Annotated in this window: 14 protein-coding genes and 1 tRNA gene; 6 read left to right on the top strand and 9 right to left on the bottom strand. The window is 71.0% G+C overall.

Translation table 11 applies throughout. The annotated features are described in order from the left end of the window. Positions 1–74: 74 nt before the first annotated feature. From ehuA to ehuB, 4 genes are read right to left on the bottom strand one after another with little or no spacing between them, the layout of a single operon-like run. Positions 75–860, bottom strand: coding sequence for an ectoine/hydroxyectoine ABC transporter ATP-binding protein EhuA (gene ehuA, locus SSQG_RS14265; protein ID WP_003990478.1), 786 nt, complete (start codon positions 858–860; stop codon positions 75–77). Continuing rightward, on the bottom strand, positions 850–1,500 hold the full coding sequence (gene ehuD, locus SSQG_RS14260; RefSeq protein WP_003990477.1) for an ectoine/hydroxyectoine ABC transporter permease subunit EhuD: 651 nt from the start codon (positions 1,498–1,500) through the stop codon (positions 850–852). The genes ehuA and ehuD overlap by 11 nt, the downstream gene beginning before the upstream one ends. Beyond that, positions 1,497–2,213, bottom strand: a complete 717-nt coding sequence (ehuC, locus tag SSQG_RS14255) for an ectoine/hydroxyectoine ABC transporter permease subunit EhuC (RefSeq protein ID WP_003990476.1) — start codon at positions 2,211–2,213, stop codon at positions 1,497–1,499. Before ehuC ends, ehuD begins: the two co-directional genes overlap by 4 nt. Further along, on the bottom strand, positions 2,210–3,109 hold the full coding sequence (gene ehuB, locus SSQG_RS14250; RefSeq protein WP_003990475.1) for an ectoine/hydroxyectoine ABC transporter substrate-binding protein EhuB: 900 nt from the start codon (positions 3,107–3,109) through the stop codon (positions 2,210–2,212). Before ehuB ends, ehuC begins: the two co-directional genes overlap by 4 nt. Before the next feature lie 149 nt (positions 3,110–3,258). On the opposite strand from ehuB, the gene SSQG_RS14245 reads away from it, so the two are divergent. After that, entirely contained in the window at positions 3,259–3,753 is a 495-nt protein-coding gene (locus SSQG_RS14245; RefSeq protein ID WP_003990474.1) for a DUF3830 family protein, read from the top strand. On the opposite strand, the gene SSQG_RS14240 is transcribed toward SSQG_RS14245, so the two are convergent. Then, a complete protein-coding gene (locus SSQG_RS14240) occupies positions 3,740–5,143 on the bottom strand; it encodes an amidase (RefSeq protein ID WP_003990473.1) in 1,404 nt (467 codons plus the stop codon). The two genes, SSQG_RS14245 and SSQG_RS14240, sit on opposite strands and share 14 nt — an antisense overlap. A gap of 17 nt (positions 5,144–5,160) precedes the next feature. Beyond that, positions 5,161–6,108: a D-2-hydroxyacid dehydrogenase gene (locus SSQG_RS14235; RefSeq protein ID WP_039932684.1), complete on the bottom strand. Its 948-nt coding sequence runs from the start codon at positions 6,106–6,108 to the stop codon at positions 5,161–5,163. Between the two features lie 198 nt (positions 6,109–6,306). On the opposite strand from SSQG_RS14235, the gene SSQG_RS14230 reads away from it, so the two are divergent. The 4 genes from SSQG_RS14230 (at position 6,307) to SSQG_RS14215 (ending at position 9,655) form a co-directional block, all read left to right on the top strand. Then, entirely contained in the window at positions 6,307–7,122 is an 816-nt protein-coding gene (locus SSQG_RS14230; RefSeq protein ID WP_039932682.1) for a maleate cis-trans isomerase family protein, read from the top strand. Further along, on the top strand, positions 7,119–7,850 hold the full coding sequence (locus SSQG_RS14225; protein WP_003990470.1) for a maleate cis-trans isomerase family protein: 732 nt from the start codon (positions 7,119–7,121) through the stop codon (positions 7,848–7,850). The genes SSQG_RS14230 and SSQG_RS14225 overlap by 4 nt, the downstream gene beginning before the upstream one ends. A gap of 352 nt (positions 7,851–8,202) precedes the next feature. After that, positions 8,203–8,472, top strand: coding sequence for a hypothetical protein (locus SSQG_RS14220; RefSeq protein WP_003990469.1), 270 nt, complete (start codon positions 8,203–8,205; stop codon positions 8,470–8,472). A gap of 85 nt (positions 8,473–8,557) precedes the next feature. Continuing rightward, entirely contained in the window at positions 8,558–9,655 is a 1,098-nt protein-coding gene (locus tag SSQG_RS14215) for an LLM class flavin-dependent oxidoreductase (protein ID WP_003990468.1), read from the top strand. Here SSQG_RS14215 and SSQG_RS14210 read toward each other — a convergent pair. Further along, positions 9,625–11,490 carry a putative bifunctional diguanylate cyclase/phosphodiesterase gene (locus SSQG_RS14210; RefSeq protein ID WP_039932680.1) on the bottom strand — a complete coding sequence of 622 codons (1,866 nt, stop codon included), beginning with the start codon at positions 11,488–11,490 and terminating at the stop codon, positions 9,625–9,627. The genes SSQG_RS14215 and SSQG_RS14210 overlap by 31 nt on opposite strands. A gap of 308 nt (positions 11,491–11,798) precedes the next feature. Between SSQG_RS14210 and SSQG_RS14205 the strand changes: the two genes are divergently transcribed. After that, on the top strand, positions 11,799–13,064 hold the full coding sequence (locus tag SSQG_RS14205; protein ID WP_003990466.1) for a M6 family metalloprotease domain-containing protein: 1,266 nt from the start codon (positions 11,799–11,801) through the stop codon (positions 13,062–13,064). A gap of 84 nt (positions 13,065–13,148) precedes the next feature. Here SSQG_RS14205 and SSQG_RS14200 read toward each other — a convergent pair. Further along, positions 13,149–13,222 (bottom strand) — tRNA-Lys (locus tag SSQG_RS14200). Further along, positions 13,213–13,800 carry a bifunctional DNA primase/polymerase gene (locus tag SSQG_RS38510; protein WP_063749161.1) on the bottom strand — a complete coding sequence of 196 codons (588 nt, stop codon included), beginning with the start codon at positions 13,798–13,800 and terminating at the stop codon, positions 13,213–13,215. The genes SSQG_RS14200 and SSQG_RS38510 overlap by 10 nt, the downstream gene beginning before the upstream one ends. Positions 13,801–13,837 lie beyond the last annotated feature (37 nt).

The raw sequence follows: 13,837 nt of genomic DNA, 5'->3' as shown, positions 1-13,837 counted from the left end.
ATTGACCCGCTGGCATATGCCAGGAGCATGCCCCGATCACAGGACCCCGCGTCGTGCCTGGTCACACGGTGTAGTCAGAGCACCGCGCTGAGAAACTCCCGCGTCCGGTCCTTCTCCGGCTCGCTGAAGATCTTCTCCGGTGCGCCCGCCTCGATGATGCGGCCCGAGTCGAACATCAGCACCTGGTCGGAGATGTCCCGGGCGAAATTCATCTCGTGGGTCACACAGAGCATCGTGATGTCCGTGGACCGGGCGATGTCCCTGAGCACGTCGAGGACACCCGCGACCAGCTCCGGGTCGAGCGCGGAGGTCACCTCGTCCAGGAGCAGCACCTGCGGCCGCATCGCCAGCGCCCGGGCGATCGCCACCCGCTGCTGCTGCCCGCCGGACAGCTGCGCCGGGTGCGCGTCGCACTTGTCGGCCAGGCCCACCATCTCCAGCAGGCCCTTGGCCCGCTCCACCGCCTCGTCCTTCGACATGCCGAGGACGGTGACCGGCGCCTCCGTGATGTTCCGCAGCACCGTCATGTTCGGGAACAGATTGAACTGCTGGAACACCATCCCGATCTTCTTGCGGACCTCGCGCACCTCCTTGTCGGAGGCGGGGAACAGCTTCTGCCCGTCGACCGTGATCGTGCCCTCGTCGGGCTTGAGCAGGGTCATCAGCAGCCGCAGGATCGTCGTCTTGCCGGAGCCGGACGGCCCGATCAGGGTGACGTGCTTGCCGGCCTCGACGGAGAAGTCCAGGTGGTCCAGGACGGTGTTCTGGCCGAACCGCTTGGTGACCTGCTCCAGCCGGATCAGCTCGCCGTCACCCTTGGCGGGGTTCTTCTCGGGGTTGGGAAGAGTGTCAGTGGACAAGGCGTCGCTCCAGGGCTCGCAGGAGAAGGGAGGCCAGATAGGAAATGACGATGAAGGCCGCTCCGATCACCGTGAGCGGCTCGGTGAACTGGAAGTGCTCCTGCGAGAACAGGCGCGCGTGGCCCAGCATCTCCAGGACGGTGATCGCCATCAGCATCGGCGTGTCCTTGAGCATCGCGATGACGTAGTTGCCGAGCGCGGGGATCACCCGGCGCACCGCCTGCGGCAGGATCACCGCGGTCCACGTCCGTCGCAGCGGCAGGTTCAGCGCCGTCGCCGCCTCCCACTGGCCGACCGGCACGGCCTCGATGCCGGCCCGGTAGACCTGCATCGTGTACGTCGAGTAGTGCAGCCCGATCGCGAAGACACCGGTGCTCAGCGCCGAGAAGGTCAGGCCCCACTCCGGCAGCACGTAGAAGAGGAAGAACAGCTGCACCAGCAGCGGGGTGTTGCGGACGAACTCCGTGACCGCCCCGACGGGCCAGGTCACCCACCGTGAGGGCACCCGCATCAGCAGCGCCCACACCAGGCCCAGCACGAACGAGATCAGCGAGCCGAGAAGCAGGATCTGGAGGGTGACCAGCAGGCCCTTCCAGAAGTCCGGCATGAAGTCGGATACCGCGCTCCAGTCCCAGTTCACGAGACGGCACCTCCCACACCGGTGGTCTGCGGACGGCTCAGCTCCTGGTCGGCCGTACTGCCGACCGGCTTGCCGACTCCGCCCTTGAGCTTCTTCTCCAGCCCGCGCATCACGCGGGTGAGCAGGAAGGCGATGACGAAGTAGATGAGCAGGATGTACGTGTAGATCTCCGCGCTCTCCTGGAGCGCGAGGCGCACCAGGTTGCCGCTGAACGCCAGGTCACCCATGCCCATGATCGACACCAGGGCGGTGCCCTTGAGCAGCTCGATGAGCAGGTTGGAGAACGGCGGGATCATCTCCGGCACCGCCTGCGGCAGCAGGATCAGCCGCATCCGCTGCCAGGGCGTGAAGCTGAGCGCGATCCCGCCCTCCTTCTGCGCCGGGTCGACCGCGCTCAGCGCGCCGCGCACGATCTCCGAGCCGTACGCCCCGTAGGTCAGGCCGAGCGCGAGCGTGCCCGCCCACAGCGGCACCAGCTGCCAGCCGAAGGCCGGAGGCAGCACGAAGAACACCCAGAAGATCATCACCAGGGCCGAGGTCCCGCGGAACACCTCGGTGTAGAAGCCCGCCAGGAAGCGGACGATCCACAGCCGGTGGGTGCGCGCGACGCCGACCACGAAGGACACGGCGGCCGCCATCAGCGCGCTGCAGACGAGCAGCTGGATCGTGACCCAGACGCCCTTGAGTACGAGTTCCCACAGTCCCGAGGTCATCCGCCGCAGAGCTCCTTCGCGGTCAGATCCGTCATCTCGGCCTTGGTGAAACCGAACGGCTCGAGGATGCGGAAGAGCTCACCGCTCTTCTTGAGCTTGCTCAGCTCGACGTTGAAGGCGTCCCGCAGCTTGGTCTCGGTCGGCCGGAACGCGAAGGCGCCTCCGTCGACGTGCGGCTTGCCCTCCACGAGCGGGGCGAACGGCTTGGTCGACTCCGCCTTGGCCGACTTCTTCACCACCTCGCGTACGGTGAGCGCCGTACCGGCGAACACGTCCACGCGTCCCGCCTCGACGGCGTTCAGACCCGCGACCTGGTCCGGGACGATGAGGATCTCGCTCTCCTTGTACCCCGCCTCGACGGCGTACTGGATCTCGGCGTAGCCGGTCCCGGTGGCGAACTTCGCCTTCTTCGCGACGACGTCCTTGTAGCTGTGCAGCCCCTTCGGGTTGCCCTTGCGCACGATGAACGCGTCGAGCATCTGGTAGTCGGGATCGGAGAAGATGACCTGCTCGCAGCGCTCCGGGTTGACGTACATTCCGGCGGCGACGACGTCGAACTGCTGGGAGTTCAGTCCCGGGATCAGCGAGCCGAACTCGGTCGGCACGGGCTGCACCCGGTCGATGCCGAGGCGCTTGAAGATCACTTTGGCCAGTTCCGGTGCCTCGCCGGTGAGCTCGCCGTTCTTGTCGATGAAGCCGAACGGGATCTCGCCGGCGATACCGAGACGGACGACCCCGGCGGCCCGGAGCCGGCCGAGCAGGTCGCCGCCCTTCGTGCTCGACGCGGTGGCCACCCGGCTGCATCCCGCGGCGCCCAGCGCGCCGAGCGCCGCGACCCCCGCGAGCAGCGACCGGCGTGTGGGCCCGGATGCAGATCCGGACACGGTCTGGGACATGGGTTCCGGACTTCTCAGTGGGCTTCTCTGTGGTGGAGCCATGGGCGCGCGGCTACCCGAACGCATCAGAGTTATGCCGACTTTTTCGAGCCCCACACGTATCCCCGTGCGCCCTTGACCGCAGGGGCGTCGGGCACTCCCATGGAGGCATGGCTGATCGCTTCATCGAGGTCTCCCTGGTCAAGCGCGACGTGACCTGCACGGCAAGACTGCTGGACGACCGTGCCCCGATCACCTGCGCGACCGTCTGGGACGCCCTTCCGCTGTCCAGTGACGTCTACCACGCGAAGTACGCACGTAATGAGATCTACGCACTTTTCCCGCCCTTCGCCGAAAAAGAGCCGCCCTTGGAAAATCCGACCGTAACTCCCATTCCGGGCGATCTGTGTTATTTCGCCTTCGCGGGGACGGAGTTGGGGACGAAGTCCTACGGCTACGACCGCGAGGTCCACGCCGGGACCACGCTCGTCGACCTGGCCCTGTTCTACGAGCGCAACAACCTGCTGCTGAACGGCGATGTCGGCTGGATCCCCGGCATCGTCTGGGGCCAGGTCGTCGACGGCCTGGATGCCATGGCCGAGGCGTGCAACGACCTGTGGCGGTCGGGAGCGGCGGGGGAGACGCTCAGCTTCAAGCGGGCGTAGGCCCGGCGCCGGACGCCACTCCGGCCTCGTACAGCGCGTGCGCCGCCCGCAGCACCAGATCGTCCCGGTGCCGGGCGGCCACGAGCTGGAGACCGATCGGCAGACCGCCCCCGTCGAAGCCCACCGGCACGCTCGCCGCGGGCTGCTGGGTCATGTTGAAGGGGTAGGTGAACGGGGTCCAGCCGGTCCACCGCCGGTGACCGGATCCCTTCGGTACCTCGGCGCCCGCCTCGAACGCCGTGATCGGCATGGTCGGGGTGACGAGCAGGTCGTAGGTGTCGTGGAAGCGGCCCATCCGCCGGCCGTGGTCCATCCGCACGTCCACCGCGGCCAGATAGTCCAGCGCCGAGTAGCGGGCGCCCTGCTCGCAGATCTCCCGCAGGCCCGGGTCCAGCAACGCACGCTGCTGCGGACCCAGATGCTGGGTCACCCGCGCCGCCCCGCTGAACCACAGGGTGTGGAAGGCCTCCACCGGGTCGGTGAAGTCCGGGTCGGCCTCCGTGACGTACGCGCCGAGGTCCGCCAGCCGCTCCACCGCCCGCCGCACCGCCCTCGCGACCTCCGGACGCACCGCCACCTGCCCGCCCAGCGACGGCGAATACGCCACCCGCAGCCCGTGCACCCCGCCGGTCAGGCCGTCCGTGTACGCGCCGGGCGGCGGGGCGAGCGCCGACCAGTCACGCGAGTCCGGATGGCCGATCACATCCATCAGCAGCGCCGCGTCCGCCGCGTCCCGGGTCATCGGCCCGACGTGCGCCAGCGTGCCGAAGGCGCTCGCCGGGTAGAGCGGCACCCGGCCGTACGTCGGCTTCAGCGCGAAGATCCCGCAGAACGACGCCGGGATGCGCACGCTGCCGCCGCCGTCCGTGCCCAGCGACAGCGGGCCCGCGCCGAGCGCCACGGCCGCCGCGCTGCCGCCGCTGGAACCGCCCGCGGTGCGCGCCCGGTCGTACGGGTTGCGGGTCACGCCGCTGAGCGGCGAGTCCGTCACGCCCTTCCAGCCGTACTCGGGGGTCGTCGTCTTGCCGATGAAGACGGCCCCGTGCTCGCGCAGTCGGGCCACCGAGGGCGCGTCCTCGTCCCAGCGACCCGCCGGGTTCACCGCCTTCGAGCCACGCAGGGTGGGCGCGCCGCGCAACAGCAGGATGTCCTTCACCGTGACGGGCACGCCGTCCAGCAGCCCGCACGGCTCACCGCGCCGCCATCGCTCCTCCGACTCCCGGGCCCGGGCCAGCGCGTCCTCGGCGGTGAGCCGGACGAAGGCGTTCACCTCCGGCTGGATCGCCTCGGCCCGCTCCAGCGCCGCACGGGTCGCCTCCACGGGACTCCACTCGCCCTTGCGGTAGCCCTCGAGGAGCCGTACGGCGGTCAGGTCGGTGAGCTCGGTCATCCACCCTCCAAGGAACGTCAGTGTCCGGGTACGTACCCACGCTGCTTGTCGACCACGTTCTTCAGGGGCTCCCCGGCCGCCCACAGCTCGTACAGCTCCACGAACTGAGTACCCAGTTCGTCCCGCCAGCCGACGATGTCGCCGCTCATGTGCGGGGACACGATCAGACCCGGGACCTGCCACAACGGGCTGCCCGGGGGCAGGGGCTCGGACTCGAAGACGTCCAGGGCGGCGCCCGCGATCCACTGCTTGGCCAGGGCCTCGGCCAGCGCGTCCTCGACGACCAGCTGGCCGCGGCCGATGTTGACGAACCGGGCGGACGGCTGCATCAGGCCGAAGCGGCGGGCGTCGAACATGCCCCGCGTCTGCTCCGTGAGCGGCGCCGCCGCGATCACCCAGTCGGCCCGCGTCAGCAGCCGGTCCAGGTCCTCCGGGCCGTGCACGCCGGCGCGCGGGGTGCGGCCGACGAGCGCCGTCGTGATGCCGAGCGCCCCCAGGGTGCCCGCGATCGCCCGGCCGATAGGCCCCGAGCCGACCACGACCGCCCGGCCACCGGCGACCTTCTGCGACTCCCGGTGCCGCCAGGTCCGCTCCCGCTGCAACTCCAGTGTGCGCGGCAGGTCCTTGGCCATCGCCAGCACGAGCGCGGCCACGTACTCGGCGATCGGCTGGTCGAAGATGCCGCGCGCGTTCGTCACCACCGTGTCGGACGCGGCGAGTTCCGGACACATCAGATGATCCACACCGGCGCTCGCCGTGTGCACCCAGCGTGGCCGCGGGCCCTCGCCCGGCCACGCGTCGCGCACGGCGTGCGAGGTGAAGTCCCACACCAGCAGGACATCCGCGCGCGGGAGGCGCTCGGCGAGGCCCTTCGCGTCGGTGTGTTCGACATGGGCGCGGCCGGTGAGGCGGCCGAGGCGGGGCAGGGGTTCGGCGTCCAGGACGAGCAGGGTGGGGGTGGGCATGAGCAGCCGTTTCTCCAGCCGTACGGCGGGGCGGCCGGGCCTCGGGGGTGCCGGCCGGGGACGACGAGTTAACCAGGTGTTGACCAGGAGGTGATCCGGGCGGATTGACCACGCTCGCACCCGAACCTACCGTCGTCAACACGGGCGTTTCCACGAACCGTTACACACCAGTTGCCCAGAGTGAGGCCGGTGCCAAGCATGGACGTCTCATTTCTCGGCGGGCCCAGCCCGCAGCGAGGGGTCGGCGTTGTCGCGCCCTTCGACTTCGCACTCGACCGCGAGCTCTGGCGGTGGGTGCCGGACGAGATATCCCTGCACATGACACGAACGCCCTTCGTGCCGGTCGAGGTCAGTCTCGACCTGGCACGCCTGGTCAGTGAGCACGAGACGCTCGGCGAGGCGGTGTGCACGCTCAACGCGATCGCACCCGAGGTCGTCGCCTACGCCTGTACGTCCGGCAGTTTCGTCGGCGGGGTCATGGGCGAGCGCGCGATGTGCGACGCGATGAGCCGGGCCGGAGCCGTACCGGCGATCACCACCTCGGGCGCGCTGCTGGAGGCCCTGGTGGAGCTGGACGTCCGGCGTGTGGCGCTCGTCACGCCGTACACGGTGTCGGTGACACAGTCGCTGGAGGCGTACGTCGCCCAGGCGGGCGTCACGATCTCCGGCCGCGCCTTCATGGGCCTGACCCGGCACATCTGGAAAGTCCCCTACCGGGAGGTGGTGGACATGGCGCGCCAGGCCGTGCGCGACGACGCCGACGCCCTGTTCATCAGCTGCACCAACCTGCCCACCTACGACGTCATCCCGCAGCTGGAGGCGGAGCTGCGCATCCCGGTGATCTCGGCCAACCAAGTGACGATGTGGGCGGCGCTGCGCCGACTGGGTACCCGTGCGGTGGGACCGTATCAAGCGCTGATCAATCCGGAGGCGCGGTCCGGTCTCGTACCGCCGGGGGCGGACCCCGGCCCCGTGGTGCCGGAAGAAGAGCAGCAGCAGGAAGGCTGGACATGACAGCACTGGGATTTCTCTACCCGGGACACTCCGCCGAGGACGACTATCCGCGCATAGAGCAGTTGCTGGGCAGCGACATCCGGGTGGACCTGGTGCACACGGACATCGGTGAGGACGCGCACCGGGTGGACGCGCTGCTCGAGATGGGCTCCGCCGGGCGGCTGGCGGCGGGTGTCCAGGAACTGCGGCACGCCGGTGCGGAGGCCGTGGTGTGGGCCTGCACCAGCGGCAGCTTCGTCTACGGCTGGGACGGCGCGCAGGAGCAGGTCCGCGCCCTGGCCCAGACGGCCGGCATGCCGGCGTCCTCGACGTCGTTCGCTTTCGTGCACGCGGTACGGGAGCTGGGGGCGCGGCGGGTCGCGATCGGCGCGACGTACCCGGAGGACGTGGCCCAGCTCTTCGCGGAGTTCCTGCGCGCGGACGGCGTGGAGGCCGTGTCCGTCAACAGCTCCGGCATCATCACGGCCGCCGAGGTCGGCACGTGGGGCGAGACGGAACTCCTCGCGCTGGCCCAGAACTCCGACCACCCCGACGCCGAGGCCCTCCTCCTGCCCGACACGGCCCTGCACACGGCGGCCCACATCCCTGCCCTGGAGAAGGCGATCGGCAAGCCGATCCTCACCGCCAACCAGGTCACGGTCTGGGAGGGCCTGCGCCTGGCGGACCGCCGCGTGAACGCGCCGGAACTGGGCGCCCTGTTCACGAGGGAGCCGATCGTCCAGGTGTGAGGCCGGGGGCCCGGTCCTCGTCGCCCAGCCGCCCCGTCGGCTGCCGGGGGCGAGGGGGCCGGGCCCATGACCGCGATCCGGAGCGCTGGAGTGCTGGGGCGCCTTGCTCACTTTCCTCTCCTCTTGCCGCAGCGGTGGCGACGCGGTTCACACGGGCCGGAATCGGTCCCACCTCTTCAGTGGTGCAGATGCGGGCATAGGTGTGCGAAACGTCGGCCAGGAGCTGAGGAATGCTCAACTCCACTGACACGTCCGGCGCTTGAGTTGACCGAAAGCGCGTTCCCCCTCCGGCGGCCACCCCGTGCACACTGGCCACGTCCGCAGCCACTCGCGCCGTGAAGGACGATCCCCGATGGCCGAAACGGGCCCGTTCAGATCCCATGTAAGCGCTGTCCAGCTCGCCGGGCGCCTGCTGTGCTGGAGCCTGGCCGCCGCCATGGCCACCGCCGCCGTGCGCGCCGTCGCCCATCCGCACGCCCGCTGGTGGAGTGCGGTGTGGTCCCTGCCGTGGTGGCTCTTCTGCGCGGCCGGCCTCGCGTGGGGTGTCCTCCGGCTCCGCGAGAAGGCCGCCAGGCGCCCTCCCCGAGGTGGAGTGCGGAGCGACTGGGGGCAGGCCGCCTGACCGACCCCGCCCGGGAATAACCGGAGACAGTCCCCTGTTATGGCCGGGACGACAGCACACGGCCCACAGCAGGAGGCACCCCACCGTGGCGGCAGACGAGATACGCGGCGCAGCGCAGGGCAGCGCCCCCGTCCCCCTCTCCGTACTGGACCTGGTCACCGTAGGGGCCGGCCGCACCGCCTCCGACGCGCTGCGCACCAGCGTCGACCTGGCCCGCCTCGCCGAGGCCCGCGGCTTCCACCGCTACTGGGTCGCCGAGCACCACTCCATGCCCGGCGTGGCCTCCTCGTCCCCCGCCGTGATCCTGGCCCACCTCGCCGCCCACACCGACCGCATCCGCCTCGGCTCGGGCGGAGTGATGCTGCCCAACCACGCCCCGCTCGTGATCGCCGAGCAGTTCGGGACGCTGGAGGCCATGGCACCGGGCCGGGTCGACCTCGGCCTCGGCCGCGCGCCGGGCACGGACGGCGCCACGGCCGCCGCCCTGCGCCGCACCGACCGGCTGAACGAGGGCGCCGACGACTTTCCGCAGCAACTCGCCGAGCTGACCCGGTTCCTCGACGACGACTTCCCCGACGGGCACCCCTACCGCCGTATCCACGCCGTACCGGGCCCGGTCCAGGCGACCAGCCCCGGCGGCGTGCAGTCCCCGCACCGCCCGCCCCTCTGGCTGCTCGGCTCCTCCGGCTTCAGCGCCCGGCTGGCCGGTGTCCTGGGCCTGCCGTTCGCCTTCGCCCACCACTTCTCGGCGCAGAACACCGTCCCGGCCCTGGACCTGTACCGGGAGTCCTTCCAGCCGTCCGCCGTGCTCGACGAGCCGTACGCCCTCATCGGTGTCTCCGCGCTCGCCGCCGACGAGGAGAAGGAGGCCCGCCGCCAGGTGCTGGCCGCCGCCCTCAGCATGGTCCGGCTGCGCACCGGACGCCCCGGCCTCGTGCCCAGCCCGGAGGAGGCGGAGGCCTACGAGTTCAGCCCCGTGGAGCGCGACTTCGTCGACTCCTGGAACGCCAACGTCATCCACGGCACCCCGGACGAGGTCCGCTCCGGCCTGGACGACCTCGCGGGGCGCACCGGCGCCGACGAGCTGATGATCACAGCCAACGCGCACGGCGGCGACATACGCCTGCGCTCCTACGAACTGATCGCCGACGCCTACGGGTTGCCGACGCCCGCCTCGGTCTGAACGTCCGGCGCGCCCAGCAGCTCGGAGATACGGTCCGGCGGCACCGGACGGGAGTAGAGCCAGCCCTGTCCGGTGTCGCAGCCGATGCTCCGCAGCCGGGTCGCCTGGGCCGAGGTCTCCACGCATTCGGCCGTGACGGTCAGCCCGAGCCGGTGGGCGAGCTGGATCATCGCCTCGACCACCACCTCGTCGGCCGGGTTCGGGCGTGCGGCCGTGTCCCGGTCGTCGTACTGGAAGCCCCGCACGAAGGAGCCGTCCAGCTTCAGGACCGACACCGGCAGGCGGCTCAGGTACGCCAGGTTCGAGTAGCCCGTGCCGAAGTCGTCGATGGCGATGCGTACACCCATGTCGCTCAGTGCCTTCAGGGCCTGCAGCGGGCGGCCCGCCGAGCCCATCACCGCCGACTCGGTGAGCTCCAGCTGGAGCAGGCCCGGCGCCAGGCCGGTCTCCGCGAGCGTCTCGGCCACGTCCGCCACCAGGTCGGAGTCCCACACCTGCCGGACCGCCACGTTGACGCTGACGAAGATCGGCGGATCGTCCGGGTGGTCGATCTGCCAGCGGCGGGCCTGCCGGCAGGCCGTGCGCAGCACCCAGCGGCCCAGCGGAACGATGGAACCGTCCTCTTCGGCCAGCCCGATGAACCGATTCGGCGTCAGTACGCCGAACTGGGGATGGTTCCAGCGGATGAGCGCCTCCACCCCGTGCAGCCGGTCGTCCTCCATGCCGACCAGCGGCTGGTACTCGAGCTGGAACTCACCCCGGTCGATGGCGGGCCGGAGCGTGGAGGCGAGGGCCTGGCGGGTCATGCGGTGGGCGTTGCGCTCCGGGTCGAACAGCGTCCAGCGGGATTTGCCGTCGGCCTTCGCCCAGTAGAGGGTCGTGTCGGCGTCCTGCACCAGCGCGGTCGCAGTGGTGCCCGCCGCGTGCCGCTCCACCACGCCGATCGACGCCGAGACCGACAGCCGCTGGCCGGAGATGTCGAACGGGTCCTGGATCGCCTCCAGCACCGACTCGGCGAGCTCGGCCAGCTGTTCGGTGCCGGTGGAGTCCTCGACGAGCAGCGCGAACTCGTCCCCGCCGAGCCGGGCCACCAGCGGGGCGGTGGTGCGTGACTGACCGGACGCGTCCGCGCAGCGCGTGAGGCGCTCGGCGACGGCGGCCAGCAGCCGGTCGCCCACCCGGTGGCCGAGGGTGTCGTTGATGGCCTTGAAGCCGTCCAGGTCCAGATAGCACAGCCCGATCCGGCCGGTGCCGCTCTGCTCGTAGGACTCGGCCTCCAGCGCGGCCGAGAGCCGTTCGAAGAACAGCGTGCGGTTGGGCAGCCGGGTCACCGGATCGTGCATCTGCAAGTGCCGCAGCCGGGCCTGGAGTTCGCGGCGGCCGCTGATGTCGGCGACCGACAGCAGCACGCCCCGGTCCTCGGCGGGCAGCGGCGCGACCGTCACCTGCACCCACAGCGAGTGCCCGTCGGGGTGCTTGAGGCGGCGCGTGCAGCGCAGCCGGGACTGCCGGCCGCGCAGCACCTCGCCGTAGGCGTGCCAGGTGCGGGTGTCGGAGGTGAGGTCGACCAGGTCGGCGGCGACGGACCCGTCGAGCTCGTCGGGGGAGGTGCCGAGCAGCGTGGCGAGCGCGTCGTTGGCGCTGACGACCGTCCCCTCGCGGTCGACGACGGCCATGGCGAGCGGAGCGGCCGTGAAGACGGAGCGGTACGGCGGCCGCGACGGAGGCTCGGTACGGGGGGACGTGTCGATCTCACTCTCTGTGACGACCGGCCGGTCGAGGTCTGCCGCGGGCGCCGGCCCTTCGAAGGTTCCGCTCACCGCTCGCTCCCGCATGTATTCGATCTCTGTCCGTGCAGGAAAGGTCAGGAAAGTGTGCCGATCATAGAGGCTGGCCCCAGGGCCTTCCAGCCGGTGTCCAGTGTCCCCGGTCAACCCGCACTTCTGCCAGATCGTTTCTGCTCACCCCTGGACGGCTTCTTCAGGCCCCCGACCAGTTGTGACGTTCTGTGAGTGATTCCGGGGTGTCGGCTTCCGCAAACTTTCGGCTCCTTCACCCGACTGGTGCAGGCAAACAGGGCGCGGTACGACAAATCGCCACAGGCTGGGTGCGGTGTCCCGCGAACCGTACCCGGAGGTGTTCCGTGCCGCGTCAGTTCTCGCGCGCCCGACTGCGCAGCACCGCGGCCGTGTTCACCACCATGTCGGCCCTCGCCGCGACCTCCCTCGGCACCGGGCACTCGGCCGCCGACCCCGGCTCGGCCGAACCCTGCGCCCTGGCCCGCACCGACGCCCACCACTCGGAGGGCCTGGACACCTGGAACGCCGCCTATCCGCGCCCCGCCCGGGCTCTCGACGCGGTGCTGGTCTTCCTGTCCTTCCCGGACGCCCACCCGCTGACCACACCGCAGGAGCTGGCCGCCGACCACTTCCCGGCCACCACCCGCTTCTTCGAACGCGCCTCCTACGGCCGCTTCACCCTGCGGCCGCACCCGTTGCGGAACTGGGTCCAGATGCCGAAGCCGTCCACGGCGTACGACATACAGCGCGACTGGAGCGCCACGCACCGGGCCGCGTACCTGCGGGACGCGCTGACCGCGGCCGACCCGCAGGTCGACTTCTCGCGCTACGACGTCGTGTACTTCGTCGCCGACCCGGACGCACCCGGCGTGGACTCCGACGCGACCAAGGTGGTGAACCTCACCGCCCCGCTGCGGGCCGACGGGGCCGATCTGCACCGGGTTGTGACGGTGTTCGAGCGGCATCCGCCGGACCGGCTGGTCCTCGCCCACGAGACCGGACACGTCTTCGACCTGCCCGATCTCTACCACCGTCCGGTGGACGGCAAGGGGGACTGGGACACGCACGTCGGCGACTGGGACCTGATGGGCAGCCAGTTCGGACTGGCGCCGGATCTGTTCGGCTGGCACAAGTGGAAGCTGGGCTGGCTGGACCAGCGGCAGGTGCGGTGCGTGCAGGACGCCGGGCCCGCCCGGCTGACTCTGGAGCCGCTGGCGGCGGGGCCCGGGGTGGCCGTGGCGGGCGCCGCGGGGGCGCCGGCCTTCGGGCTGGGGCGGGGCACCAAGCTCGCGGTGGTGCGCACGGGCCGCGACAGCGTGCTCGCCTTCGAGGCGCGCGGGCCGGTGGGCAACGACGCGAACGCGTGCCGGCAGGGGGTGCTGGTGTACCGGGTGCGGGGTGAGGCCCAGTCCGGCGGCGGGCCCATCGAGGTGATCGACGCCCATCCCCGCACCGAGGCATGCTGGGAGACCTCGGTCTACCCGCCCCTCGCGGACGCGCCGATCAGTGCCGGGGAGAGCTTCACGGTGCCGGGGGACGGGGTGCGGGTGGAGGTGGAGGGGCGAACGGCCTCGGGGGCCTGGACGGTGAAGATCACGGTCGGGCGGTGAGGGGCCGCGGGTCCGGCGCCGAGAGGGTGCGAGCCGAGGGCATGCGAAAGGCCCCTCGCTCACGCGAGAGGCCTTTGCTGTCTGTGCGCCGCCAGGGACTCGAACCCCGGACCCGCTGATTAAGAGTCAGCTGCTCTAACCAACTGAGCTAGCGGCGCCTGCTGACATCGTAGACCTTAGCACCCTGGTCGGCGGGAGGAAAAATCGATATCCGCACCGCCGAACGGGCCGCCCGGACGGCTGCCCAGAGCAGCACCTCGGGGCCGGGGAGCCAGGGCTGACGGGTGTCGGGGGCGACGAGCCAGCGGGTGGGGGAGGCCGTCTTTGCCGGGGGCGGGACGGTCACCGCGTCGCCCGTGCCGTGGCACAGCAGGGGCGGCACCGTGATCGCACGGCCGGTCTCCCGGACGTCCCTGCCCTGGGTGCCCCACTCCTCCCACTCCAGCAGCGCCGGCAGTCGCTGGGCGGTGCCCGGGGCGGCGAACAGCAGCATCCGGCCCCGGAACTCCGCGACCGGGCCCGAGCCGGGGCCGTCGTCCCACAGCCGGTCGAGCATCCGCCGCCCGAACATCGCGGGCGCGCTGACCACGTCGAACACCGAGCCGCAGGGCAGTACGACCGGGGCGTCCGGCCGCTCCTCCCAGAGGGCGAGCGTGCTCCGGGGATACGTTCCTGCCGAAGCGAGCCAGGCGGCTCCGTCGGGGGTGACGTGTGAGGCGTTCCATGCGCTGCTCATGTGCCCATGTCTACCGGGGGTGAGCACGCGGTCCCCG

The organism is Streptomyces viridochromogenes DSM 40736 (assembly GCF_000158955.1).
Classification (GTDB): Bacteria; Actinomycetota; Actinomycetes; order Streptomycetales; family Streptomycetaceae; genus Streptomyces; species Streptomyces venetus.
This window is presented reverse-complemented; position numbering and strand designations above follow the sequence as displayed.

Excerpts from the sequence above, each read along its gene's own strand:
- ehuC (WP_003990476.1), bottom strand. The coding sequence starts at position 2,213 with ATGACCTCGGGACTGTGGGAACTCGTACTCAAGGGCGTCTGGGTCACG.
- ehuB (WP_003990475.1), bottom strand. The coding sequence starts at position 3,109 with ATGTCCCAGACCGTGTCCGGATCTGCATCCGGGCCCACACGCCGGTCG.
- SSQG_RS14245 (WP_003990474.1), top strand. The coding sequence starts at position 3,259 with ATGGCTGATCGCTTCATCGAGGTCTCCCTGGTCAAGCGCGACGTGACC.
- SSQG_RS14240 (WP_003990473.1), bottom strand. The coding sequence starts at position 5,143 with ATGACCGAGCTCACCGACCTGACCGCCGTACGGCTCCTCGAGGGCTAC.
- SSQG_RS14235 (WP_039932684.1), bottom strand. The coding sequence starts at position 6,108 with ATGCCCACCCCCACCCTGCTCGTCCTGGACGCCGAACCCCTGCCCCGC.
- SSQG_RS14230 (WP_039932682.1), top strand. The coding sequence starts at position 6,307 with ATGGACGTCTCATTTCTCGGCGGGCCCAGCCCGCAGCGAGGGGTCGGC.
- SSQG_RS14225 (WP_003990470.1), top strand. The coding sequence starts at position 7,119 with ATGACAGCACTGGGATTTCTCTACCCGGGACACTCCGCCGAGGACGAC.
- SSQG_RS14220 (WP_003990469.1), top strand. The coding sequence starts at position 8,203 with ATGGCCGAAACGGGCCCGTTCAGATCCCATGTAAGCGCTGTCCAGCTC.
- SSQG_RS14210 (WP_039932680.1), bottom strand. The coding sequence starts at position 11,490 with ATGCGGGAGCGAGCGGTGAGCGGAACCTTCGAAGGGCCGGCGCCCGCG.
- SSQG_RS38510 (WP_063749161.1), bottom strand. The coding sequence starts at position 13,800 with ATGAGCAGCGCATGGAACGCCTCACACGTCACCCCCGACGGAGCCGCC.